This is a genomic window from Microbispora sp. H11081 (assembly GCF_012999535.1).
GTDB lineage: Bacteria > Actinomycetota > Actinomycetes > Streptosporangiales > Streptosporangiaceae > Microbispora.
This window is the reverse complement of the sequence record NZ_JABBWV010000002.1, coordinates 125,410-149,821: the sequence shown is the minus strand read 5'-3', so window position 1 is coordinate 149,821 and position 24,412 is coordinate 125,410. Positions and strand designations below refer to the sequence as shown.

22 protein-coding genes and 1 pseudogene are annotated in these 24,412 nt (G+C 72.8%); 9 read left to right on the top strand and 14 right to left on the bottom strand.

The window, feature by feature from the left end:
* Positions 1-20: 20 nt before the first annotated feature.
* The 7 genes and pseudogenes from moaA to HHX31_RS05875 all read right to left on the bottom strand — a co-directional run bounded on the left by moaA (position 21) and on the right by HHX31_RS05875 (position 7,360).
* Positions 21-1,010: a GTP 3',8-cyclase MoaA gene (gene moaA, locus HHX31_RS05900; RefSeq protein WP_169945870.1), complete on the bottom strand. Its 990-nt coding sequence runs from the start codon at positions 1,008-1,010 to the stop codon at positions 21-23.
* Positions 1,011-1,123: 113 nt separating this feature from the next.
* Positions 1,124-2,302, bottom strand: coding sequence for a prephenate dehydrogenase (locus tag HHX31_RS05895; RefSeq protein WP_211589445.1), 1,179 nt, complete (start codon positions 2,300-2,302; stop codon positions 1,124-1,126).
* 8 nt (positions 2,303-2,310) lie between these two features.
* The gene (gene aroH, locus HHX31_RS33550; protein WP_211589444.1) at positions 2,311-2,748 is read right to left on the bottom strand and encodes a chorismate mutase; all 438 of its coding nucleotides are present in this window, start codon (positions 2,746-2,748) and stop codon (positions 2,311-2,313) included.
* Positions 2,737-4,077: pseudogene (locus tag HHX31_RS05890) on the bottom strand (class II 3-deoxy-7-phosphoheptulonate synthase); the annotation flags it as partial. The gene aroH and the pseudogene HHX31_RS05890, both read right to left, overlap by 12 nt.
* Positions 4,078-4,207: 130 nt before the next feature.
* Positions 4,208-5,023, bottom strand: a complete 816-nt coding sequence (locus tag HHX31_RS05885) for a class II aldolase/adducin family protein (RefSeq protein ID WP_169945867.1) — start codon at positions 5,021-5,023, stop codon at positions 4,208-4,210.
* A gap of 117 nt (positions 5,024-5,140) precedes the next feature.
* Complete coding sequence (locus HHX31_RS05880) at positions 5,141-6,718, bottom strand: FAD/NAD(P)-binding protein (RefSeq protein ID WP_169945865.1); 1,578 nt, start codon at positions 6,716-6,718, stop codon at positions 5,141-5,143.
* Between the two features lie 102 nt (positions 6,719-6,820).
* Positions 6,821-7,360, bottom strand: coding sequence for a flavin reductase family protein (locus HHX31_RS05875; protein WP_211589360.1), 540 nt, complete (start codon positions 7,358-7,360; stop codon positions 6,821-6,823).
* Positions 7,361-7,943: 583 nt separating this feature from the next.
* On the opposite strand from HHX31_RS05875, the gene HHX31_RS05870 reads away from it, so the two are divergent.
* From HHX31_RS05870 to HHX31_RS05860, 3 genes are read left to right on the top strand one after another with little or no spacing between them, the layout of a single operon-like run.
* Positions 7,944-8,942, top strand: coding sequence for a helix-turn-helix domain-containing protein (locus tag HHX31_RS05870; RefSeq protein ID WP_249345653.1), 999 nt, complete (start codon positions 7,944-7,946; stop codon positions 8,940-8,942).
* Positions 8,942-9,694: a bifunctional 2-polyprenyl-6-hydroxyphenol methylase/3-demethylubiquinol 3-O-methyltransferase UbiG gene (locus tag HHX31_RS05865; protein WP_169945861.1), complete on the top strand. Its 753-nt coding sequence runs from the start codon at positions 8,942-8,944 to the stop codon at positions 9,692-9,694. Before HHX31_RS05870 ends, HHX31_RS05865 begins: the two co-directional genes overlap by 1 nt.
* Positions 9,691-11,367, top strand: a complete 1,677-nt coding sequence (locus tag HHX31_RS05860) for an AMP-binding protein (protein ID WP_169945859.1) — start codon at positions 9,691-9,693, stop codon at positions 11,365-11,367. Before HHX31_RS05865 ends, HHX31_RS05860 begins: the two co-directional genes overlap by 4 nt.
* Before the next feature lie 109 nt (positions 11,368-11,476).
* On the opposite strand, the gene HHX31_RS05855 is transcribed toward HHX31_RS05860, so the two are convergent.
* Positions 11,477-11,884, bottom strand: coding sequence for a PPOX class F420-dependent oxidoreductase (locus HHX31_RS05855; RefSeq protein WP_169945856.1), 408 nt, complete (start codon positions 11,882-11,884; stop codon positions 11,477-11,479).
* Between the two features lie 42 nt (positions 11,885-11,926).
* Complete coding sequence (locus HHX31_RS05850) at positions 11,927-12,475, bottom strand: CGNR zinc finger domain-containing protein (protein ID WP_169945854.1); 549 nt, start codon at positions 12,473-12,475, stop codon at positions 11,927-11,929.
* Positions 12,476-12,869: 394 nt separating this feature from the next.
* Here HHX31_RS05850 and HHX31_RS05845 point away from each other — a divergent pair, with 394 nt between their 5' ends.
* From HHX31_RS05845 to HHX31_RS05830, 4 genes are all read left to right on the top strand, one after another.
* Complete coding sequence (locus HHX31_RS05845) at positions 12,870-14,081, top strand: acyl-CoA dehydrogenase family protein (protein ID WP_169945852.1); 1,212 nt, start codon at positions 12,870-12,872, stop codon at positions 14,079-14,081.
* A 172-nt stretch (positions 14,082-14,253) separates the two neighbouring features.
* Positions 14,254-15,741, top strand: coding sequence for an MFS transporter (locus HHX31_RS05840; protein WP_169945851.1), 1,488 nt, complete (start codon positions 14,254-14,256; stop codon positions 15,739-15,741).
* Between the two features lie 210 nt (positions 15,742-15,951).
* Entirely contained in the window at positions 15,952-16,233 is a 282-nt protein-coding gene (locus HHX31_RS05835; protein WP_169945849.1) for a LysR family transcriptional regulator, read from the top strand.
* A gap of 56 nt (positions 16,234-16,289) precedes the next feature.
* Positions 16,290-16,622 (top strand): LuxR family transcriptional regulator, encoded by a 333-nt coding sequence (locus HHX31_RS05830; RefSeq protein WP_169945846.1) that lies wholly within the window; start codon positions 16,290-16,292, stop codon positions 16,620-16,622.
* 28 nt (positions 16,623-16,650) lie between these two features.
* Here HHX31_RS05830 and HHX31_RS05825 read toward each other — a convergent pair whose 3' ends face one another.
* Both HHX31_RS05825 and HHX31_RS05820 read right to left on the bottom strand, forming a co-directional pair.
* Positions 16,651-17,097, bottom strand: a complete 447-nt coding sequence (locus tag HHX31_RS05825; RefSeq protein ID WP_249345652.1) for a hypothetical protein — start codon at positions 17,095-17,097, stop codon at positions 16,651-16,653.
* 2 nt (positions 17,098-17,099) lie between these two features.
* The gene (locus tag HHX31_RS05820; RefSeq protein ID WP_211589358.1) at positions 17,100-18,125 is read right to left on the bottom strand and encodes an aminoglycoside phosphotransferase family protein; all 1,026 of its coding nucleotides are present in this window, start codon (positions 18,123-18,125) and stop codon (positions 17,100-17,102) included.
* Between the two features lie 115 nt (positions 18,126-18,240).
* Between HHX31_RS05820 and HHX31_RS05815 the strand changes: the two genes are divergently transcribed.
* Positions 18,241-19,392 (top strand): RtcB family protein, encoded by a 1,152-nt coding sequence (locus tag HHX31_RS05815; RefSeq protein ID WP_169945844.1) that lies wholly within the window; start codon positions 18,241-18,243, stop codon positions 19,390-19,392.
* Here the strand turns inward: HHX31_RS05815 and HHX31_RS05810 are convergent.
* Positions 19,380-20,663, bottom strand: a complete 1,284-nt coding sequence (locus HHX31_RS05810) for a cytochrome P450 (RefSeq protein ID WP_169945842.1) — start codon at positions 20,661-20,663, stop codon at positions 19,380-19,382. The genes HHX31_RS05815 and HHX31_RS05810 overlap by 13 nt on opposite strands.
* Positions 20,664-20,718: 55 nt before the next feature.
* On the bottom strand, positions 20,719-21,864 hold the full coding sequence (locus HHX31_RS35535) for a cellulose binding domain-containing protein (protein ID WP_169945840.1): 1,146 nt from the start codon (positions 21,862-21,864) through the stop codon (positions 20,719-20,721).
* A 201-nt stretch (positions 21,865-22,065) separates the two neighbouring features.
* Here HHX31_RS35535 and HHX31_RS05800 point away from each other — a divergent pair, with 201 nt between their 5' ends.
* The gene (locus HHX31_RS05800; protein ID WP_169945838.1) at positions 22,066-23,085 is read left to right on the top strand and encodes an NAD(P)-dependent oxidoreductase; all 1,020 of its coding nucleotides are present in this window, start codon (positions 22,066-22,068) and stop codon (positions 23,083-23,085) included.
* A 1-nt stretch (position 23,086) separates the two neighbouring features.
* On the opposite strand, the gene HHX31_RS05795 is transcribed toward HHX31_RS05800, so the two are convergent.
* Positions 23,087-24,352 (bottom strand): hypothetical protein, encoded by a 1,266-nt coding sequence (locus HHX31_RS05795; RefSeq protein WP_169945836.1) that lies wholly within the window; start codon positions 24,350-24,352, stop codon positions 23,087-23,089.
* Positions 24,353-24,412 lie beyond the last annotated feature (60 nt).

Sequence of the window (24,412 nt, the reverse complement as noted above, 5' to 3'; positions counted from 1 at the left end):
GGCTGGCTCCGGTGCTCCGGTCAGCCGCCGATGGCCGACATCGGACGAGCCGGCTGCAGGAACGCCGGGTCGTCGATCCCGTGCCCGGCCTTCTTCCCCCGCACCGCCGCGACCCACCGCTCCGCCAGTTCCTCGTCGGAGGCTCCCGAGCGCAGCGCCGTACGCAGGTCGGACTCCTCGGTGGCGAACAGGCAGTTGCGGACCTGGCCGTCCGCGGTGATCCGTACGCGGTCGCAGGCGCCGCAGAACGGCCGGGTGACCGAGCCGATCACCCCGACCCGCCACGGGCCGCCGTCCACCAGGAACAGCTCGGCCGGCGCGCTGCCCCGCTCACGCGGGTCGTCCTCGGTGAGGTCGAAGGAGTCCTTGAGCAGCCCGAGGATCTCGTCGGCCGTGATCATGTTCTCGCGGCGCCAGCCGTGCTGGGCGTCGAGCGGCATCTGCTCGATGAAGCGCAGCTCGTACCCATGGTCGATGCAGTGGCGCAGCAGCGGCACCGCCTCGTGCTCGTTGACGCCGCGCATCAGCACCGCGTTGACCTTGACCGGCGTGAGCCCCGCCGCCGCGGCGGCGGCGAGCCCGTCCAGCACGTCCCGCAGCCGGTCGCGGTGCGCGAGCCGGACGAACACGTCCCGGTCGAGCGTGTCCAGGGAAACGTTGACGCGGTCCAGACCGGCCGCGGCGAGCGGCTCCGCGAGGCGGGCGAGGCCGATGCCGTTGGTCGTCAGCGACACCTGGGGACGCGGGCTCAGCGCGGTGGTCGCGGCCACGATCTCGACCAGCTCCCGCCGCAGCAGCGGCTCTCCACCGGTGAAGCGGACCTCCCGGATGCCGAGCCGCTCCACGCCGACCGTGACGAGGCGGACGATCTCCTCGCCGGTGAGCAGTTCGGGCTTGGGCAGCCAGTCGAGGCCCTCGGGTGGCATGCAGTACGAGCAGCGCAGGTTGCACCGGTCGGTCAGCGACACGCGCAGGTCGGTCGCGACCCGGCCGAAGGAGTCAACCAGCAAGAGAGGACCTCCAACTTCAGAGAGCCTCAAGCCTATGCCCTGCCGTCAGGGCGGCGGCAACCACGCGGCCCTCACCCCGGCCACCGGCCGCCGCCGCCGCGCTCACGGCTTGCTCAGGGCTTGCTAAGGGCCTCCTGCCTGCCCGGTTCCGCCTGACGGTCCAGCGGCGGGGCGCCGGGAGCGGCGGGCGGGCCTTCCCTCGCCGCGATCGGCTGGAGGCGTTCGGCGGCCCACCCGTCCTCGGTCAGCGCCCGCCACGCCGCCTCCGCCCGGACGGCGGGCACGCCGAACTCCGCGAGGAGGACGCCACGATCCTGGGACGCCGTGACGGTGACGTCGTCGAGGCCGGCCCCGAGCTCCGCGAGCCTGCCGAGCAGCGGCGCCAGCTCTCCGGGCCGCTCCCCCACGGCGACCCGCAGCCGCACCTGGCCCGCGGGCGCGCCGGTGCGTCTGCCGTGGACCCGGTCGAGCCCGGCGATGCCCCGGCGCAGCAGTTCCTCGATCCGCATCACGCTGTGGCCCTCGCGCTCCGGTTCTGCCGCCGCGAGGTCGTCGAGCGCGGCCAGCACCGCCGACAGGTCATCGCTCAGCGCGCGCAGCACCCTGGCGACCGCGGCGGCGTTGGCCTGGAGGATGTCGCTCCACAGGCGGGGGTCGCCGGCCGCGATGCGGGTGACGTCGCGCAGCCCCTGCCCGGCGAGCCGGAAGGCCTCCTCGGGCCCCGCCTGGAGCCGCGCCGCCATCAGGCTGGCCACCACGTGCGGCGCGTGCGAGGTCAGCGCAACCGCGGCGTCATGCGCCTGGTCCTCCATCACCACGGGGATCGCCCCGCACAGGGCGACCATCTCAAGCACCCGGTTCAAGGCCGGCTGCGAGGTGGCCCGCGTGGGCGTCAGCACCCACGACCGGTCCTCGAAGAGGTCGGCGCGGGCCGCCAGCGGGCCCGACCTCTCCCGGCCCGCCAGCGGATGCCCGCCCACGAACGTCACCGGATCGGAGATGGTGCGCAGCACGTCCCTGGCCGGGGCGGACTTCACGCTCGCCACGTCCGTGTAGGCGTGGGCGAGGCCGCGCAACTGCTGCTCGGCCAGAACCGTGCCGACCCTGCTGGGCGGCACGGCGATCACGGCGAGGTCCACCCGCTCCGCCGGGGCGCCGGCCACGCCCGCGCCCAGCGCCGCCGCGGTGCGGGCCGCCGTCTCGTCCTGGTCCAGCAGGTGCACCATGACGCCGTGCCGGCTCACCGCGAGCCCCACCGATGTCCCGATCAAACCCGTGCCCACCACCGCCATGGTGCGTATCACCGGGTCACGCCCCCTTCGTCCCGCCGCGCCAGGTCTTCGCGCAGCGCCGCGGCGCCCCCCAGGTACACGTGCCGGACGTCGCGGACGGGCCGGGTCGTCCGCACGTGCGCGAGGACGCGTACGGTCCTCGGCAGCGCTCCCCGCACGTCGAGTTCCCGCGCGCACATCAGGGGGACGTGCGTGAGGCCGATCGCGCGCGCCGCCGCGGCGGGGAACGCGCTGACCAGGTCGGGGGTGGAGGTGAACACGATGCTGATGAGGTCGTCCCGCGACAGGCCGTTGACCTCCATGATCTCGCGGAGCAGGGTCTCGACGCTCTCCAGGAGGTGCGGCTCGTCGTCCCGCTCGACCTGTACGGCGCCCCGCACCGCGCGTACGGTCTGCCCTGCGCCGCTCGTGCGGTCCGCCCCTCCCGCCGGGTCCTGGCGGAGCATCTCCGCGACGAGGAAGGCCAGTTCGAGTGACTGGCTGCGGTTGAGCCGGGGGTCGCAGGCGGTCTCGTAGCGCCGGTGCAGATGGTCGACGAGGATCTCGTCACCGCCGCCCAGGCACTCGGTGACGTCGTCGCCGGTGAGCTCCACGTGGATGCCGCCCGGGTGGGTGCCGAGCGCCCTGTGCACCTCGAAGAAGCCTCTGACCTCGTCGAGCACGTCGTCGAAGCGGCGGGTCTTGTGCCCGGACGCCGCCTCGAAGGTGTTGCCGTGCATCGGGTCGCAGACCCACACCACCTTCGCGCCCTCGGCGGTCACCTTCTCCACCAGCTCGGGCAGCCGGTCCCTGACGCCGCGCGCGCCCATCCGCGTGATGAACGTCAGCCGGCCGGGCTCCCGCTCCGGGTCGAGCCGGTCGATCAGGGCCAGCGCCTCCTCCGGCGTGCTGGACGGGCCCAGTTTCACCGCGATCGGGTTGCCGATGCCGGCGGCGAACGCGACATGCGCGTGGTCGAGCTGCCGGGTGCGCTCCCCGATCCACACCAGGTGCGCCGACACGTCGTACCGCCGCCCCGTGCGCGAGTCCTTACGGGTCAGCGCCGACTCGTACTCCAGGATCAGCGCCTCATGGGAGGAGTAGAACTCGACGGAGCCGAACTCCTCGGGATCGGCCCCGCACGCGTGCATGAACGTCAGCGCCCGGTCGATCTCCGTGGCCAGGGCCTCGTAGCGCCGGCCCGCGGGCGACGACCTCACGAAGTCCTGGTTCCAGGCGTGCACCTGGCGCAGGTCCGCGTACCCCCCGGTGGTGAAGGCCCGCACCAGGTTCAGCGTCGAGGCGGACGCGTGGTACATCCGCCTGAGCCGATCCGGGTCGGGGGTGCGGGCCTCCGGGGTGAATTCCAGGCCGTTGACGGAGTCGCCCCGGTAGCTCGGGAGCGTCACCCCGTCGCGGGTCTCGGTCGGCAGGGAACGCGGCTTGGAGTACTGCCCCGCGATCCGGCCCACCTTGACGACGGGCACGGAGGCGGCGTAGGTGAGGACCGCGCTCATCTGAAGCAGCGTCTTGAGCTTGCCGCGGATCTGCTCGGCGGAGACCCCGCCGAAGGTCTCGGCGCAGTCGCCGCCCTGAAGCAGGAACGCCTCGCCCCTGGCGACGGCTCCCAGGCGGGCGCGCAGTTGGTCGCATTCGCCGGCGAAGACGAGCGGGGGGAACGACTCGAGGTCCGCGATCACGCCGCGCAGAGCCTCAGGGTCGGGGTACTCGGGCTGCTGCGCCGCGGGCAGGTCTCGCCAGGACTGGCCCACCGGGGCACTCTGCGGAGTATTCATGGCTGTGGTGTCCTCCGGCTGGGGACGAGATGGTCCGTGCTTTCGATGACGCCCGTGTGGGTTCGCACCCTGTGCCTCACGGGCGTGGCCGCCGGGGTCCGTCGCGCGGGCCCGGACCCCGGCGGGCGGGCTACTCCTCGAGCAGGTCGGGCTGCTCGGCGACGATCTCGTCCCAGAGCAGCTGGAAGCTGAACCAGCCGAGCTGCGGGTCGCCGAACCCTGCGCCCGCGGCCTCGGCCTGCTCCCTGGTGAACGGCCGGGGGGTGCCGGCCGCCAGGGCGAGCAGCTGGACCTGGGCGCAGCTGTCGTAGGTGAAGAACCAGTGGACCGCCTCGTCCAGCGACCCGCCGACCGTGATCAGGCCGTGGTGCCGCAGCAGGATGGCGCGGTTGTCGCCGAGCTTCTCCGCGATGTCCCTGCCCTGCTCCAGGGACACGGAGGGGCCCTCGTACGCCTCGTACAGCGTCTGCCGGCCGTAGAAGGCGGCGGACTCCTGGTCGATGGGCTCCAGCAGGCGGCCGAGCGCGCCGAGCGCCCGGGAGTGCGCGGTGTGGCCGTGGGCCGCCGCGGTGGCGTCCGGCCTGAGCTCGTGGATCTGCGAGTGGATGACGAACGCGCTGGGGTTGACCCGGTGCCCGCCGTGGACGACCCGCCCGGTGGAGTCGACGCAGATCAGGTCGGCGACGCGTACGCGGTTGAAGGAGACGCCGAAGGGGTTCACCCAGAAGCGGTCGTGGTGCTCCGGGTCGCGTACGGAGATGTGGCCGGAGATGCCCTCGCCGAACCCGTACTTGCCGAACAGCCGGAGGGCCGCCGCGAGGCGTTGCTTGCGGTGGCGGCGGGTCTCCGCGGGGTCGTCGAAGACCGGCTCGCCGGGGATCGGCAGGCCCGTCGCGGTGTCCGCGAGGTAGGCGGGGCGCGGCTCCACTGCCGTTGTCGTCGTCATGGTGGTTCCACCTCTCTGTGCTGCCGGACTGCTGGTGCTGTGCCGCTGGTCCCGTGCCGCTGGTCCTGTGCCGCCGCTCCTGTGCCGCTGCTCCTGTGCCGGGCGGCCCGGATTCCGCTACGCGGGGAGCAGGACGTCCTCGGAGCGGGCGGAGTCCCCCGCCTGCGCGTGCTGGAGGATGGCCGCGACGATGTCCTCGCTGCGGTCCACCAGGGACGGGATGCCGAAGGTGAAGAACAGCGCGCCCGCCCCGATGGTGCCGAGTCCGTACAGGCGCGGATCCGGCGTGCCTCCCGCGATGAGGCGGCTCGTCTCCCTGGCCAGCCGAAGGCCGCCGTGCGGATGGGGGCTCACGGCGCCGCCGCGGGTGAGCGCGGTCACCAGGGGCCGGGCCGTGGCCGGGATGCGGTCCTCCGACGCGTTCACCGCGTTGATCACCATGTCGGCGCCGATGACCTCCCCGTCGGTGACGAGCTCGAAGCCGCCGCCGGAGCGCACCGCGACCTTCCGCAGCCCCGACCGCACCTCCAGCCGGCCCTCGTCGACGAGTTCGAGGAGCCGCGCCGCGCTGCTCGGCGGCATGGGGCAGCACAGGCTCATGACGGTGCGGTAGTGGGACCGCAGCAGCGCGGCCCTGTCGCGCTCCGGCAGCAGCGGCCAGACGTCCGGGCCGATGTCCGGGACCGCGCGCTGCAGGATCCGCAGCCCGGGGTCCGGGGAGTCCACCGCGGCGAGCTGCCGGCGCAGGCGTGCGACCGGAGGCTCCGACTCCACGTCGAGGATCTCGGCGCGTATCGCGTCGAGATCCGCGCCCGCGTCCACCAGTTCGGCGCGGACCAGCGCGGTGAAGTCCTCGACGGACAGCTCCCGCCGCTGACCGGCGAGTGCGCGCAGGTGGCGCTTGGTGAGATGACGCAGTTCGAGCTCGCGCGGCCGCTGCCGCACGGCGGGGAGCACGCCTCTCCTCGACAGCAGGGTGATCCGTCCCTGATGACCCTGCGCGGCCAGGTGGAGGATGATGTCGACCGCGGTCAGGCCGCTGCCGACGACCGCCACGTCCTGCCGTTCCCCGACGTGGCGGAGGTTGCCGGAGACGGGGTAGGGATCGGCCACGAAACCGGGCGCGCCGGTCAGCCCGTACACGTCCCTGGGGCCGTCGCCGCCCACGCACAGCACCACGTAGTCGAACGCGCCCGCGCTCGCGCCGCCCGTGCCGCCCGTGCCGCCCGTGCCGCCCGTGCCGCCCGTGCCGCCCGTGCCGAGCAGCACGTGGCGGTCGGTCCGCCGGGCGCCGGTGACCGCGGTTCCGACGAGGTCGACCCGCCAGCCCTGTCTGCGCAGTTCCCCCAGCGCGGTGTACGCCGTCTGCTCCAGGTACTCGCCGTAGACGGTCCGCGGCACGAAACGCGCTCCCGAGTAGGCGTCGACGTGCCCGGCGTCGTCGGCGACGCGTTCCCGGATCTCCAGCCACCGCTCGAAGTGGTGGAGGTCGCCCACCCGTGCCGACATGTCGTCGGGCGTCGCGTTGACCTTGATGACCTCGGTGTCGACCTGGTAGGCCCGGCCCCGCCACAGGTTGGGGGACGGTTCGAACACCGTGACGCTGCCCGGCCCGCCCCGCTCCCGGGCCAGGGCGTCGACGAGGCAGACCGCGGACGCGCCGCCCCCGATCACACCGATTGAGATTCCAGACATGTGTCAGCCCCACCTGTCTATTCAGGGAGAAGGAATGGCGCCAGGGAGTGCCCGACGGACGCGGCCCGTCGCGCGGCAGGGCCATGAGCCGCCGGACATGGCCTAGCCGGTCCTGTCCAGGTCGATCCGGTGGCACTCCCCGCGCAGGAACACCAGCGGCGCCCGCGGCAGGTTGGTGCCGAGCGCCACGACCTCCCCGACGATCAGCAGATGGTCGCCGGCCACGAGGTGGTTCCAGTACCGGCATTCCAGCCAGGCCGAGGAGTCCAGGAGCAGCGCGCCGGTCCGCTCGCCCGGTTTCGCGGGGAGACTGCCCAGGGCCTTTTTCCTTTCCTGTTCCGGGCGGGAGAATATCCGGGCCAGGTCCTCGCCTTCCGCGTCGAGGATGGAAACCGCCCAGACCCGGGCGTCCATCAGATCGGCCAGGAACGTCGACTCACGGCGGATGCTCAGCGATATCAGCGGAGGGTCCAGCGAGACCGAGGTCAGCGAATTTATCGTCAGCGCGTTGTGCGTGCGGAGCCCGGCGGTCCCGGAGAACGTGGTCACCACGCACACGCCCGTGGCGAAATTGCGCATCACCGCGCGCAGGTCGTCCCGCACCGCGACCGCCACCTGATTTGCCGTTGGCGCCTCACCCATCGTTGGTCCTCCCGTAGGGCATCGGACACGAGATATTCAACGCATGCTCAGGAAATGACGACCTTCGCGGGACGGGCCCTTGAGGCCGTAAAGCGAAATTGAATCCGATCGCCACCGACGACATTACCGAGCGACGTCGCGGACATTTGCCGGAGTGCGCACCGGAGATTGCCGGTGCACGACGGTTCTGGCGTTTCCGGGCGTACGCCGTTCGCGTTTTCGCCCGCCCGGTCTTCAGGGCGCGCGGGATCGGCCCGGGGCGGGCTTCGCCGGGCAGGCGGGCCGCGGCGCCGGACAAAGCCATGCGGAATCCGTCCTCATGCCGCCGGCCCACGCCTGGGGTCCGCCTGGGGTGCGGCACCCGCCACCCGCCGGCGATGTCCACGCGGCAGATGGACAGTCATCGAAAACTTCGATCGCCATAGAAAACCCGGCAAAGCGCATGTTCTCATGTCTTGCGGGCGAAGCGGACCCCGGGGCGACATCACTCCATTCAAGGACGAAGCCCCGTATGAAGAGGTCGCGGTTGTGCCTTCGCGGAACGGCACGTCTACCACTGTCTTACCGACGAGGTGATTGATCGATGCTGCCTGTCCAAGTACCGAATGCACGTGAAACCGTCGTCCACACGAAACCGCTCGCGCGTTCTCAGGGGCACCTGGAGATCGTGCGTGATCACCAGGCGGATCTCGACGGGACCACGGCGGTCAGGCAATTCGGTGAAGTGCGGTTTTCCCTGGTCGACGGAGGTTCCCGAGAACTCATCCGGCCAGGGAGGCTGATCGACCAGAGTGAGGGATACCTGAGGGTGTGCCGTCCGCTGGCCGGTGAGATATGGGTCTTTCAGGACGGCCGGCACGCGGTCGTACGCGATCCGGAATTCGTCTGCTACGACAGCCTGCGGCCGTACAAAATCGTCATGCCGGAGCCGTTCCGCATGGCGACCCTGCTTTTTCCGCACCGTCTGATGGGACTCACCCCCAAGGACACCGAACTCCTCACGGCGCGATCCTGCACCGGCTCGGAAGGGCTCGGCGCGCTCATGTCCAACCTTCTCGTCGGGCTCGCCAAGCACAGCGGGAAGGTCGGCACGGCGATCGAACTGCTGGGCGGCAGCGTGGCGGGCCTGGCCGCGGCCTTCTACGCCGAGCGCATGCGGTCACTGGCCGCCGATGCCGACGCGGGCAGGCAGGCCCTGATGCTGAGCATCCAGGCGTTCATCCGGGACAGGCTCGCCGACCCGGACCTCACCCCGGCGGTCGTCGCCCAGCGGCACAACGTCTCGCTCCGGTACCTGCAGAAGATATTCCAGGAGCACAACATCAGCCCGGCGCGCTGGATCAGGGACGAGCGGCTGGCCCGCTGCCGCGCGGAACTCGCCGATCCCGGGCTCGACCACCTGTCCATCGCGGCCGTGGGCGAACGATCGGGGTTCTACGGGCCCTCGCATTTCAGCCGCCTCTTCCGGGACCGGTACGGCATCACCCCCAGGGAGTTCCGGAAGCAGCGGAACACGAACCAGGCCGGACCCACGAACGGCCCCGAACCTGTATCACCGACCAGCGGAAAGGCGACGCAGTGATGACCAGCTTCGAATTCCCCGGACAGTACTACGAGCTGATGCGGGGGGATTTCCGGAACCTCGCCGCGGAGACGGACTTCCTGGCCTCTCTCCTGCCGGGCGGCGGGCGGGCTCTCGATCTCGGCTGCGGGACCGGGACCAACCTCCGCGAGCTCGGCGAGCGCGGCTACACGGGCGTCGGCGTCGACCAGAGCGCCGCCTTCGTCGAGTACGCGCGGCACAAGGGCGGGAAGGGGGTCGAGTACGTGCACGCGCGGGTCGAGGACCTCGCCCGCGAGGACCGGTTCGACCTCGTCTACTGCGTGTTCATGACGCTCAACTACCTGCCGCGGGCCGAACTGCCGCGCGTGCTGCGGATGATGCGCGACCTGCTGCTGCCCGGCGGGCACGTCGTCCTCGAGTTCGGCCACCTGCTGAACTTCGTGGAGAGCTACCAGCCGTTCACGGTCGCCCACCACCGCGGCGACGGCCTGCTGGTCACCCGGCTCGCCCACCAGTCGCTCAACCCCCGCGCGGCGAACTGGCGGAACGAGGAGACCCTGCTCGTACGGGAGGCCGACGGCCGGGTGAGCATGTACGACAACTTCTTCGACCAGGCCGTCCTGACCGGGCCCGAGGTGCGCGAACTGCTGACCGGCGCCGGCCTGCGGATCTCGGCCGAGTACGGCGGATTCCGCAAGGAGCAGGTCCCCCCGCACGGGCGCGGCCCTGTCGTGATCGTGGCGACCGCGGAGGGGGCGGAGGCGCCGTGACGGACACCGGCATCTCGGTCCTCGACGGCGGCCCGGCCGTCGCCCCCGACGTCCCGCGTCTCGGTGAGGCGCTCGTCCGCGCGGCGCGGGAGGGAAGCCCCGAGGGAATCGTCTTCATCCGGCCGGACGGCTCGGAGACCCACATGACTTACCCGCGGCTGCTGGACGGCGCCTCGCGCATGCTCGCGGGGATCCGCAGCGCCGGTGTCGCGCCCGGGGATACGGTCGTCCTCCAGGTGGCCGACGACCCGGAGTTGCTGCTCGCCTTCTGGGCCTGCGTGCTGGGTGGTTTCGTCCCGATGCCCGTCAACGCCGGCGCGACCGCCGACCAGCGGGAGGCCGCGCCGGGCCTGCTCGAACGGGTCTGGAACGGCTACGGGAAGCCGTGGGTGATCACCGGTGCGGATCAGCCGCTGTCCCGGGAGGTCCTCGCCGATCCGGCGTGGCGGACCGCGTGGCTGGGCGACACCCGCCGGTTGCTCGCGCACGCGCCCGACCATCGCGGGCACCCGGCGGAGCCCGGCGACCCGGCCATGTACCTGCTCACGTCGGGCAGCACCGGCGTGCCCAAGGCCGTGACGCTCACGCACGCCAACGTGCTGAGCCGCACCGCGGCCACCGCCCGGGTGAACCGGCTGGACGGCGGCACCCGCACGTTCAACTGGATGCCGCTCGACCATGTGGGCGGGCTCGTCATGTTCCACGTCCGCGACGTCTACCTCGGATGCCACCAGGTCCACGCCCGGATCGAGTGGGTGCTCCAGGACCCGCTGCGCTGGATCGCCGCGATGGACCGCCACCGCGCGGACACCACGTGGGCGCCCAACTTCGCCTTCGGGCTCATCAACGACCAGGCCGACCGGCTGAGAGGGCGGTCCTGGGACCTCGGCCGGCTGCGGTACATCATGAACGGCGGCGAGGCCATCCGGAACGGCGTGGTCCGCCGCTTCCTGGAGCTGCTAGCCCCCTTCGGGCTTCCCCAGGACGCGATGTACCCGGGCTGGGGCATGTCGGAGACCTCCGCCGGGGTGGTGGACTGCCCGTTCTCCGCCGGGGACGGCGGCGACGAGCGGTACGTCCCGGTGGGACGGCCTCAGCCCGGCACGTCCGTGCGGGTGGTGGACGAGCACAACGCGCCAGTGCCCCCGGGCGTCACCGGCAACCTGCAGGTCAGCGGCGCCCCGGTGACGGCCGGCTACTACCGCAACCCCGAGCAGAACCGTCAGTCGTTCACCGCCGACGGCTGGTTCAAGTCGGGCGACCTCGCCTACATCCAGGACGGGATCCTCACCGTCACCGGGCGGGCCGACGACGTCATCCAGCTCGGCGGCGTCACCTACCACGGCCATGAGATCGAGGCCCGGGTCGAGGAGCTTCCGTTCGTGGAGCCGTCGTACACCGTGGCCTGCCTGGTGACCGGAGCGGACGGGGAGACGGAGGAACTGGCGGTGTTCTTCCACCCCCGCGACGGGATGCCGGCCTCCGACGCGGAACGCCTGATCCGCGGCCGGGTGGCCGACGCGTTCGGCGTGAGCGTGACCCACGTCGTGCCCGTCGGCAGGGAGGACATCCCCAAGACCGGCATCGGCAAGCTCCGCAGGGCGCACCTGCGGGAGCGGTTCGAGGCGGCGCGCGAGACCGGCCGCGTCGTGGCGTTCACGCGGCGCTCCTGACCGGGCCCCGCCCGTACGCCCGCGCCGCCGGGGGGAACCGCTCCCCCCGGCGGCGCACGCGCGGGCCCGATACCCCGGAACTCAGGACCCGGGGCCCAGGACGCGGGCCTCAAGACCCCGCGGGCATGCCCCACACGTGCCAGGTGTCGATCTCGATCCACGCGCTCACCCTCGGCCGTACGCGGTTCGGGTACGGCTCACCGGTGTAGTGGACGGCGAGGCGGTCGATGTCCTCCAGGTCCGGGTCGTCCTGCAGCGACACCACCCGCCCCTGCAGGCTGACGTGGCGGTACCAGCCGTCGGCGTCCAGCACGGTCAGCGACACCCGGGGGTCGTTGCGCAGGTAGCTCAGCCGCTTGCGCCCGGCGTCCATGTTGACCAGCACCTTCCCGTCCTGCCACAGATACCAGGTGGCCACGGAGACCGGCGCCCCGTCCGGGCGGACGGTGCTGATGACGCAGGGATTGGGACGGGCGAGCAGTTCTGCGATGTGCTCGGGCAGAGCGCCTCGGGACATGAGTGGGAACCTTTCGAGGACCAGGGCCGCCGTACGGCCGGTTCAGACTCCGGTGTCGCGGGCCCGCGCGTAGTGGCGGGCGGCCTTGACCCGGTTGCCGCACAGGGACATGGAACACCAGCGGCGGGTGCCGTTGCGGGACGTGTCGAGGAAGTAGCGGATGCAGTCGGGCTGGGCGCACAGCCGGACGCGCTCCGGAGCCGTGGCCAGCAGGTCCAGATAGTCGCGTACGGCGGTCCACGCCGCACCCCACGCGGGGTCGTCGAACTCCGCCGTCTCACCGGGCCCTTCCTCGGTCAGGGTGAGCCGGACGCGGCCGTGGGCGAGGACGTCGTCCACCTGCCTCCGGACGGAGGGGCCGACCTGGCCCGCGACCGCCGCGGCCAGCACGTCGCGCGCGTGGACGACCGCCCGCAGCGACTCCTCGTCCGCGGCGAAGCGGTCCGCCAGCCCGTGGCCGGCCAGCCACACGCGCAGCCCGGAGGACGAGTCGAGCAGGTCGTGAAGCCGGCCGTGCTCCTTCCACCGGGTGTTCAGGAGGTCGAGCGCGAGAGGCTCCCTGGCGAACGGACGCGGGTCGGGCTCGGTCATGGCGCCATCCTCCACCTACCGCTTGGTCTAACCACTCAATCATAAATGACTGGTTGCAGCGCCGGATGTCTAACCTCTAAAGTCGGCCATGACGGTTATATGGAGCACTACCTGAGCACTCGGGAGAGGGGCCATGTCACTGCCGGTCACATGGGCCCTCTCCCGCCATGGGTGGAGCCGGTCACGTAGGGCGTGTGCGGACGTATCAGATCTTGTGCGCGTTCGGGCGAACGACGCGGCGTCACCGTTCCTAGCGTGGAACCCGCTGCGAAGTGGCCAGGACTGTCACACAGTCCCGCTGCACAGGCCGCGGCGGCCTGGAGTCACCAGCGGACGGCGGCAGTCCGTCGCTGCGATCGGGCCAGAGACGAAGCCACGATCAGGAGGTTTTCACATGACCATGCCGGAGACACTGCGGCCCGTGGCAGGACGCGAGCAGGTGCCCGCCTCCCCGGAGGAGATCCTGGCGCGCGCGAAGGCCGCGGCTCCCCTGCTGCGGGAACGCTCCGAGGAGATCGAGCGCGCCAGGCGCCTTCCCGGTGACGTCGTGGAACTGCTCCGCGACACCGGCGTCTTCCGCATCGGCATGCCCAACGAGTGGGGCGGCCCCGAACTCACCTTCGCCCAGCAGACCGAAGTGATCGAGGCCCTCTCCTGGGGCGACGCCGCGGCGGGCTGGTGCGCCATGATCGGCATGGACACCTGGATCTACGCGGGCTACCTCGACGAGCACGTCGTCAAGGAGATGCGGGCCAACCCCGACGCGATCACGGCCGGCCTGATCTTCCCGGTCGGCCGCGCCGAGCGGGTGCCGGGCGGCTACCGCGTCACCGGCCGCTGGCCGTTCGGCAGCGGCGTCACGCACGCCGACTGGGTGGTCGGCGGGTGCGTCGTCCACCGGGACGGCGAGCCCGAGCCGGGGCCGGACGGCGCGCCGATGAACTGGCGGCTGATCCTCGCCCGCGGCGAGCAGTTCGAGAAGGTGGACACCTGGCACACCACCGGGCTGGCCGGCAGCGGCAGCATGGACTACCAGGTCACCGACCTGTTCGTGCCGGAGGAGCGTTCCTTCGACTTCACCAGGCCGCAGCGGTCGGGACCGTTCACCGCCCCGGACGCCTTCCTGGGCAACGTGCCCGGGGTGCCGCTCGGAGTCGCCCGTGCGGCCCTCGACCACGTGCGCGAACTGGCGGCCGGCCGGGTCGAGAAGGCGACCGGCACACCGTGGGCGGACAGCTACCGCGTGCAGACCGCCATCGGCCAGGCCGAGATGGAGCTCGCCGCGGCACGCTACGCCGTCTACGGCACCCTGCACGACCTGTGGGACCGGCTGCGGTCCGGTGTCGAGGCGACCCCGGACGAGCAGGTCTCCTCGGCGCTGGCCAGGGTCAACGCGTTCAGGACGGCCCGCTCGATCGTCTCCCGGCTGTCCGACCTCGTCGGCACCGCCTCGATCTACCGCACCTCTCCCCTGGACCGCTGGCTGCGGGACCTGCACACCATGTGCCAGCACATCCTCGCCCAGGAGCAGATCGTGCAGTCGGCGGGGGCCCACCTCCTCGGCGGAACGCCGCACGCGCCGTTCCCGCTGGGGCTCAAGGGCTGACCCGCCACGGTGAAGCCGGCCGGGGGCGACGACCGGCATCTCCTCGCCCCCGGCCTACCGCCGGCATCGGACGCGGGCGGCAGAACCTCCGCTCCAGGCTCGGGATCGGCGCTCTCCCCATCCCCTCGGCGCGGCGGCAGCGACAATTCGACCGGAGTGGATTAGGACAGTCATGACGACTTCACCAGAAGAGAAAGTCCAGACGCCGCCCCAGGCCCGGACGAGGACACCGGCCGAGGGGAACTCGTGGGGGCTCCGCGAGTGGGGCCTGCTCGTCAGCGTCTGCGCCGCGTTCTTCCTCGACGCGCTCGACAACATCATGGTCGGCATCGCGGTGCCGCCGATCCAGGCGGACCTCGGGATGACCACCGAGTCCGTGCAGTGGGTCGTGAGCGCGTACGTCCTCGGCTTCGGCGGCTTCCTGCTGCTCGGCGGACGCATGGCCGACCTGCTGGGCCGCCGCCGCATGTTCCTGGCGGGCGTCGCCGTCTTCGCCGTCGGGTCGCTGGTCGGCGGCCTCACCAACGAGGGACTGGTCGTGATCGTCGCCCGGTTCGTCATGGGCATCGGCGCGGCGTTCACCGCCCCGGCCAGCCTGTCCATCATCGTCACCAGCTTCGCGGAAGGCCCGCAGCGCAACCGCGCGCTGGGCATCTACACCGCGTGCGGCGCGGTCGGCTACTCGACCGGGGTCATCGTGGGCGGCTCGCTCACCGAGATCAACTGGCGCTGGACGTTCCTGCTCCCGGTCGCCGTGGCGCTCGTCGCGTTCGCCGGCGCGGTGGCGCTCGTGCCGCGCGACGCCGCGACGGGCCGGCGCGGCGGCTCGTTCGACTTCGCCGGCGCCGTCACCGTGACGGCCGCGATGCTGCTGCTCGTCTACAGCATCGTCGAGGCGCCCGCCTCCGGGTGGACGTCGCCGCGCACGCTGGGGATGTTCGCCGCCTCGGTGGCGCTCCTCCTGGCCTTCGTCCTCATCGAGCGGCGGACGGCCCAGCCCCTGCTGCGCCTGGGCCTGCTGCGCAACGGCGCGCTGGTGGGCGCGAGCCTGGTCGCGGCGGCGATCCTCGGCACCTACATGAGCTTCCAGTTCATCGGCGGTCTCTACCTGCAGTCGCTGCGCGGCTGGTCGCCGATGCAGATGGCGCTGGCCTTCCTCCCCATCGGCCTGCTCATCGCGACGATCGCGCCGCGGGCCGGCAAGCTGATCTCGCGGTTCGGGGTCCGCTGGATGATCTTCGCCGGATTCGTCGCCTACACCGCTTCGTACCTGCTCTTCCTGCGGATCGACGAGGCGTCCCCGTACGTCTGGGTGATCCTTCCGAGCATCCTGCTCATCGGTGTCGCCTTCCCCTTCTCCTTCCCCGCCGCCAACGTCCAGGCGACCACGGGTGTGGCCGACCACGAGCAGGGACTCGCGGCCGGTGTGCTGCAGACGGGATACCAGGTCGGCGCGGCGATCGTCCTCGCGATCGTGACCGCCACGATGGCGGCCGGCCACGAGGCGGGCGACGGCACGGCGACCCTGTCCGGCTACCACAACGGCCTCTGGGTCGTCACCGGCATCTCCGTCGTGACCATGCTGCTCACGCTCGTCGCGGCCCTGCGCGCCTCCGCGCGGCGCCGGGTCGCGGGTTCCACGGCGATGGCGGACCACTAGCCGCGAGCGGCCGGCGGCCCGCGCACGGAGGCGTTCAATTCCCTGCCCCGAAGAGCCGAATTCGGGGCAGGGCTGAATTACGGAAAATCCCGTGTCCGGGGGCCGTTTGCCGCGCATCGCCTCATGCGTGACAGAAAGCCGGCGGGCATGGTAAACACATCGCTGCGCACCACCCTGACCACACGCTGATCCCGGGTTATAGGGGGGACTTTGTCGTTCTGCGTCAACCTGCAGCAGCTACGAACTTTCTGTGAGGTCGCGGGCGAACTGAGCTTCACGTTGGCGGCGAAGAAGATGCACTACGCCCAGTCCAGCGTCACCGCGCAAATAAGGAACCTCGAAGAAGCCGTCGGAGCGGTTCTGTTCGACCGGAAAGGCCGCAGGATCGCCCTTACGGAGGCGGGAACGCGCCTGCTGCCCTATGCGGAAATGATGCTCTGCATCGCGGAGGCGGCCCACAAGGAAGTGGGCGAAACCGTGCCCGCGGCATAACGGCGGACGCGCGGCCCCGGAACTCGCGGGCGGGCGCCACGGGGGACACTGGGAGCGTGGACAAGACTCCTCTCCGCGCCCGCTCCAGGGAACTGCTCGACCTCGCCAGGGCCGCCTCGAGCGGGCGCGCCGCGGACACGGTTCACGGTGGTGCCGGCCGCGCGCTGCGCCAGACGCTGCTCGCTCTCACGGCCGGAGCCGCGCTCGCCGAACACGAGAACCCCGGCGAGGCCACCCTGCTCGTGCTCCTCGGGCACGTACGGCTCACCAGCGGCGACGCCGCGTGGGAGGGCGGGCAGGGGGACCTGATCACCGTTCCCGGCGCGCGTCACGGGCTCCTGGCGCTGGAGGACAGCGTGGTCCTGCTCACGGTCGTCAAGCACCCCTGACGCCCGGCGGCCAGGCCATCGGACCCGGTCACGCGGAGAGCAGGACCCAGCCCAGGGCGAGCAGCGACAGGGCCTTCACGACCTCCAGCGCCACGTACCACAGGTGCGCCCTCGACCTGTGCCGCGCCGGGTCCTCGCCGGACAGCACGCGGTCGGACCTGCGGTTGAGCGGCGGGCGCACGGCGGCGACCTGGACCAGCAGCACGGCCGCGGGGAGGGCCGTGAGCGCCGCCACCGCGGGGCCCGGCGACCCGGTCGCGACCGCCGCGATCACGACGACCGCCAGCACGGCCTCGGCGACGTTGAGCGCGCGGAAGACGAGCCGGCCGATGCCGAGCCCGATCGGGATCGTGACCCCCGGCGCGCGGAACTTCAGCGGCGCCTCCAGAAAGGAGATTGCCAGCACCATCCCGAGCCAGACGAAGGCGGCGGCGCCCCCCACGGCGGCCGAGGCGGGGTTCACGGACTCCCCCAAGTTCATCTCCAGCCGGTCCGCTGCCGCAGCCAGGCGAGCGCCACCCGGCCCTGCGCGAGCTGGAACGCGCGGAGCGTGGGCAGGCCGGGCGGCGGGGGAAGGCTCCCCCGCTGCAGGAAGTAGCCGGTCACGGCGGCCAGGACCGCGGTGACCGCGTCACCGTCCGCCTTCGCCGCGACCGGGTGGCCGTCGAAGATCTCGGCCGGCGGTGGACCGCCCTGCATGGCCACGCTCGGGAGCATCCCGAGCAGGTCGAACCACGGTACGGCCAGGCACGCCCAGGGCCAGTCCACCACGTGAACGCGCCCGTCTCCGGTGAGCAGCAGGTTGTCGGCCCTGAGGTCGGCGTGGGCCAGCGTGTCGCCCTCCGCGGCCGGGCCCCACGCCTCCTCCAGCTCCGCCAGCCGGTCGGCGTGCCGCCCGGCCCACGCGGCATCGGGCCCGTCCAGGCCGGGCCCGTCCGGCCCGGACGCAAGGCGCCGCCATCCCCGGTACTCCTCCGCGAACCGCTCCGCGGCCGCCGGGACGGCCACCGGCGCGGGGGTGAGCGACTCGGCCAGCCCGGTGATCGCCCCGAGCACGAGGTCGAGCTCCGCCCGGACCCAGGGCTGGGCCGGCTGCCGCCCCTCGACGTCCTCCAACAGCAGGACCACCCAGCCGTCCTCGTCGAAGGACGCGAGCAGCCGGGGCGCGGGCGCGGTCACGGGCAGCGCGGCGGCCACCCGGGCCTCCGCCCGGTGGATGCCGGGACTGAGCGGGTTCGGCTCGGGCCCGACGGCCTTGACGAAGGCCCTGCCGCCACCCGCGAGCCGTAGGCGGGCTGCCACACCCGGGGAGAAACCGGCCGTCTGGGTGCGGGCCTCGATCACGCGGTCGCCCAGACGCGTCTCCACGGCCAGCCGCAGGTGCGCGGGCACCGCGTCCCACGGCAGTCGTACGCCCGCGGCGGGCGGAGGCGCGCCGTCGTCACCGGAGCGGCGACGCCGCTCCTCGCCCTGACCACCCGGCTCCCGGGAATCGTCGCGCATTCCGGCATGATGCGCGGCGGGCGGGTAGGGCCGCAAACGACTTTGCGTCGATATTCGGTTGGGATTCCGCCCGCTCCCCTGCACAGTGGATCTCGATCGAGAGGGGGAAACCACCATGCCGAAGCACATCGCCCCGAAGGTGCTGTCCTGGGCGAGCGAGATCGACCAGGGGACGATCGACCAGGCCGCCCGGGCGGCGCGCCTGCCGTTCGTGCCCGGTCACGTCGCGCTCATGCCCGACGCGCACGTGGGCATCGGGGCGACGGTCGGCTCCGTGATCCCCACGGAGGGCGCGATCATCCCGTCCGCCGTCGGCGTGGACATCGGCTGCGGCATGGTCGCGACCGAGACCACGCTCACCGCCGCCGACCTGCCCGACTCGCTCGCCCCGCTGATGCGGCTGGTGGAGCGGGGCATCCCGGCGGGCGTGGGCAAGGGGCACGACCGCGCGGCGGACCGTTCGCTCGGCGAGCTGGGCCGGCCGCACACCTCGCTCACCCCGAAGCAGGAGAAGACGGTGGCGTGCCAGTTCGGCACCCTCGGCTCGGGCAACCACTTCGTGGAGGTCTGCCTGGACGAGCGCGACCGGGTCTGGACCGTGCTGCACTCGGGCTCGCGCGGGATCGGCAACCAGCTCGCCACCGCGCACATCGACGGCGCGAAGCGGCACATGCGCCGCCTGGCGATCGGGCTGGAGGACTACGATCTCGCCTACTTCACCCAGGGCACCCCGGAGTTCCGGGCATACGTCGAGGACATGCTGTGGGCGCAGCGGTACGCGATGGCGTCGCGGGCGCGGATGGACGAGGTGCTGAGCCGGGCGCTGTTCCGCGTCGTGGGCGGCGGCGCCCGGGTCAGGACGATCAACTGCCATCACAACTTCACCCAGATGGAGACCCATGAGGGCAAGGAGCTGTGGATCACCCGCAAGGGCGCGATCAAGGCGGACACCGGTGACGAGGGCGTCATCCCCGGCTCGATGGGCACCCGGTCCTACATCGTGCGCGGCCGGGGCAACCCGTTGTCGTACAAGTCCTGCTCGCACGGGGCGGGCCGCAGGATGTCCAGGAGCCGGGCCAAGCGCGAACTGTCGGCGGCGTCGCTGACGGAGGCGATGCGCGGCCGGACCTGGAACTCCGACCGGGCCGCCGCGCTGGTCGACGAGCATCCCGAGGCGTACAAGCCGATCGACCAGGTGATGGCGGACCAGAAGGACCTCGTGGAGGTGCGGCACACGCTGCGCCAGGTGTTCAACTACAAGGGGTGAGCCGACGGGCGCCGCCGTCCCGCTTCCACGGTCTCGCGGGGGGCGGCGGCGCCGGCCGGACGCAGCACGAAGCCGCTCGCCACCCGGGCGGGGATCCGGTGCGGCGCGATGGTGAGGTCCTGCTCGGGCAGCGTGTAATCCAGCCGGGCGAGCCGCGGCGCGAGCGCCTTGAGCAGGCCCACCGTCACCGGCTCGCCCGGGCACCGGTGTCCGGTCGCCGGGTGGCCCCCGCCCTGCGGGATCAGGTCGTACGGGCCGATCTCGCGCCCGGCGAAGCGGCGCGGGTCGAACGCGCACGGGTTCGGCCAGAGCGCCGGGTCGTGGTTCTGGCCCCAGATGTCGAGCAGCACGAGCCAGTCGGCCAGGATCCGCTCGCCCTTCCAGGTCAGGTCCTTGACGGCCACACCCGCGACGAACGGCGCGAACGGGTAGAAACGCCGCACCTCGTGGGCGAACGCCTCGGCGTAGCCGCCGTCGGCGTCCTCGGTGAGACGGACGCGGTTGACCGGCCAGCGGTGCAGCGCGTGCGCGGCGAACATGAGGTACCAGCTCACCGCCACGGTGGGACGCACCAGGTTGAGCAGTTCGACCGCCGCGATCCGGGGCGCGAGCGGCTCCCCGTCGGGCTCCCTGTGGCGGGCGGCGACGGCGAGCGGCGAGGAGTCCCGCGCCCGCAGGGCCCCGCGCCGCACGTCCTCGACCAGCCCGGCCAGCCACGCCTCGCGGCGCCGGCGCGCGGCGCGGGCCCGCCAGTGACGCGGGCCGGGCGACCCGAAGCCGTCGACCAGTGCCACGAGGTCGGCGGCGAGGGGCCCGGTCTCCTCCTCGGTGAGCGGGATGCCCGCCCACCGGCACGCTCCGCGGGTGATGACGCGGGCGGCCTCGTCGAAGAGCACGACCTGCCCCCGCTCCCGCCACGTCGCCACCGCGGCGTCCCATGCCTCGGTGGTGTCGTCCACCAGGGCCGAGACGCTCGCCGGTGTCATGAGCGACATGAACATGCCCTTGCGCGCCCGGTGCGCGGCCTGGTCCAGCGTGTGCACGGCGCCGTGGCCGAACAGCGTGCTCTTGATCGGCTCGGGCAGCGCGGGAGCCCGCTGGACGTGGTCGTCGTCGTAGAAGAAACGCGCCGCGTCCGGCCCCCGCAGCACGACGGCACGCCGGCCCATCAGCCGGGTGTGGACCATCTCCCCCTGGGTCTCCCGCCAGCGGGCCGGCAGCCAGGCGTAGCCCTCGAGCAGCAGGAGCGGAGTGGTGTCGAGCAGCGGCATACCGTCGTGCCTGCCCCGATTCGTCCCCGGCTAACGGGCCGATCGGGTACGCGGGTCACCGGCGGACGCAGGAACCGCCGTTCAGCCTGAAGCCCGTGGGATCGGGGTTGGCGCCCGTGAGCGTGCCGTTGAAGCCGATCTGCACCGACCCGCCGCCTTGGATCACCGAGTTCCACGGCATGGCCGCGGCGGTGACGTCCTTGCCGGACTGCGACCAGGCGGCCGACCAGCCGGTGCCGACCTGCTGTCCCGCGTCCGGGAGCACGAAGCGCAGCGTCCAGTCGTTGATCGGCGCCTGGCCCACGTTGGTGATCTTCACGGAGGCGGAGAAGCCGCCGGTCCACGACCACGCGGTGTACTCGATCTCGCAGGTGACCGGAGGCGGCGAGTAGGAGGGGTAGCCGCCCGACGCCGTGGCCGTCACCAGGTCGGACGGCAGGCTGAGGTTGCCCGCGGCGTCCTTGGCGACGATGAAGTAGACGTACGACTGGCCGGTGACGAGGGGGCCCTCGGTGAAGTGCGTGCCGATGGGCATGCCCACCCGCATCCAGCCGGTGCCGGTGCGCCGGAACACGTTGTAGCCCGTGACCCCGACGTCATCGGTGGACGCCGTCCAGCAGAGCGACGTGCCCTTGAAGTCGGGCAGGCAGTTGGGCTGCAGCCCGGCCGGCCTGGACGGCGGAGTCGTGTCGCCCGTGGGAGGAGTCGGCGTCACGTTCGCGCCGGAGATCGCCGGGGTGCTGAGCAGCGCGGAGGGCCGGCTGGTGTTCCCGGCGGCGTCCTTGGCGACGACGTAGAACGTGTAGGTCCGGCCGTCGACCAGCCCGGGGACGACGGCCGTCGTACGGGAGGTGGAGGCCACCTCGAAGAAGTTGTCGCCCTTGAGCATGATCACCTTGTACTCGGTGACCGCCGTGTCGTCGGAGGACGCCGTCCAGCACAGGCCGACCACACCCTGGAAGCTCCCGCTCGGAGGCGGGGGCGGCGGGCACGCCCGCAGGTCCTCCGGGGCCGTCGGCGGCGTCAGGTCCGCCCCGGGCGAGGGCGAAGGCGTCGGCGACACCGTCGTCATCGCGCGGGCGGCGCGCAGTTCGGGCGCGCTGCCCGCCAGCACGGGCGGCGCGACGAGGTTGGCCCCCAGAAGCGCGGCGGCGACGGCGCCCGCCGCGGCCCACGCGACCGGCCATGACACTTTGGACACGATCTCACCTCTCCGGGATGATCCGCCGACGTATCGCCCGGATCGTCGATCGCCGGGAAGTGCCCGTCAACCGTGCCAGGGAGTGCCCGGCGGACGCCGCGCGGCGGGCGGCGTCCGCCAGGCATGACCTCGTGTCCGCGCCGGTCGTTCCGTAAGGAATATGAAACGTTCAGCGGCGTGGGCCGTTGCTACCGTCGCCGGATGAAGATCGTGGTGACCGGCGCGGCCGGTTTCATCGGGAGCGGCGTCGCCCGCCTGCTGCGCGACGCGGGGCACGAGGTGCGGGGCTTCGACCTGCGCGGCGGCGACGACGTCACGGCGGGTGACGTGCGGGACGAGGACGCCGTCGGCCGAGCGCTCGCGGGCGCCGACGCCGTGGTGCACCAGGCGGCCAAGGTCGGCCTCGGCGTCGACGTATCCGACCTGCCGGCGTACGTGTCGGTCAACGCGCTCGGGACCGCGGTGCTGCTCGCCGCGATGGCGCGGCACGGGGTCGCCCGGCTGGTGCTGGCGTCGTCGATGGTGATCTACGGCGAGGGCGTCTACGACTGCGCGGAGCACGGCCGCCTGCGCCCCGGCCCCAGGGCCGAGGAGGACCTCGCCGCCGGGCGGTTCGAGCCGGTGTGCCCGCTCTGCGGGCGCCCGCTGGCGCCTGGGACCGTGGACGAGGACGTCCCGGCCGACCCACGCAACGCGTACGCCACGAGCAAGCTCGCCCAGGAGCACCTGGCGGCCGGCTGGGCCCGAGAGACCGGCGGCGTGGCGGTCGCCCTGCGGTACCACAACGTGTACGGGCCGGGGATGCCGCGCGACACCCCCTACTCCGGGGTGGCCGCGATCTTCCGGTCCGCGCTGGAGGCGGGGCGGGCGCCGCTGGTGTTCGAGGACGGCGGCCAGCGCAGGGACTTCATCCACGTCGGCGACGTCGCGGCGGCCAACCTCGCCGCGCTGGACGCGCTGGAGTCCGCCCGGCCCGGCCGGCTCCGCGCCTACAACGTGGCCAGCGGCGAGCCCCACACGATCGGCGACCTGGCGGACGCGCTCAGCGCGGCGCGCGGCGGGCCCGCCCCCGAGGTCACCGGCCGCTACCGGCTGGGCGACGTCCGGCACATCGTCGCCTCCCCAGACCGCGCCGCCGCCGACCTCGGGTTCCGGGCTCGGGTCCGGTTCGCCGACGGCATGCGCGAGTTCGCCCACGCCCCGCTGGCGACGGCCGGCTGAATCACCAGGGAGACCTCACGAACCCCTGCAGCAGCAGGCCGACCACCGCCTGCGCGGCGAGAAGCCGGCGGTCTCCCTCACGCCCGGTTCCCGTACGCCCGGCCGCCGCGGCGACCCACAGGGCGTACGGCAGCCAGATCCGCTCCACCTCGCCCCTGGTGACGCCGCTGACGTCGAGGGCGAGCACCGCGGCCAGGGCCGCCAGCGGCAGGATCCGGTCGCGGGCCTCTCCCGGCGCCACGAGCCCGGCGGCGGTGGCCGGGCCGGTGACCAGGGCGAGCACGGCCAGGTTGGCGACCAGGAAGTACAGGTACGGCCGGGCCGCGCCGGGGTCGGCCGCCCACTCGGCGTGGGTGGCGAGCACACCGGCCGGCCACCAGAACCCCCCGGCGGCGAACAGTGCGCTCACCGCGGCCATCCCGGCCAGGCAGGCGGCCACGGTCGCCCGCGCCACTCCCACGGCGACCGCCGCGACGAGGGGGACGAGCAGGTAGGGCACCAGGCCGTAGCTGAGGTAGGGCAGCGCGCCCAGGGCCAGTCCGGCGCCGAGGCCGAGCGTCACCCGGCCCGCCCGGCTCCCCGCGCCGAGCACCAGCAGCGCCGTGCCCCACGCCCCCACGCCCGCGAAGAACGCGTCCATGGTCGTCGCGATCCACACCGCCGCCGGGCACAGGGCGAGGTAGGGCAGCGCGCGCCGGGCCGCCTCCTCCCCCGCGACGCGCCACACGGTCAGGCCGATCGCGACCGTGGCCGAGCACCCCGTGGCGACCACGAGGACGGCCGCCCAGAACGGTCCGGGCAGCCCGGCGGCCGCCAGCGCCCACAGCACCAGCACCGGCAGCGGCGGATGACCGCGCACGTGCGTGGGATAGGCAGGCAGGTCCCGGGTGAACCCGGCGAGCCAGCCGAGAGGGTCGCCGCCCACGGCCCCGAGCCCGGCCAGGTATTCCTGCGGGTGGGTGAACGGCCACGCCAGCCCCTCCCCCGACACCGCCAGCAGGACCGTCCAGGCGAGCGACGCGGCGAAGGCCGCCGCCAGCGCCACGCGCATCGGCAGGTGCGCGGTCAGCCGGGGCAGCACGGGGACCGCGACCGCCGCGAAGGCCACGGCCGGAAGCAGCGCGGGCGTGGGCAGGCGCGCCAGGGCCTGCAGCGGCGGGAGGTGGTCGATGCGCAGCACCCCGCGGGCGTGCAGCAGGCCGCCCACCGCGAACGCGCCCGCCACCAGGGCGGCCCAGCCGGCCAGTGCCGCCCGTCGTCTCGTCACGGGCCACACGCTAGGCCCGCCGCGCCGCCGATCCCCGCCCCGCGGACGGCCCCGTAGTCA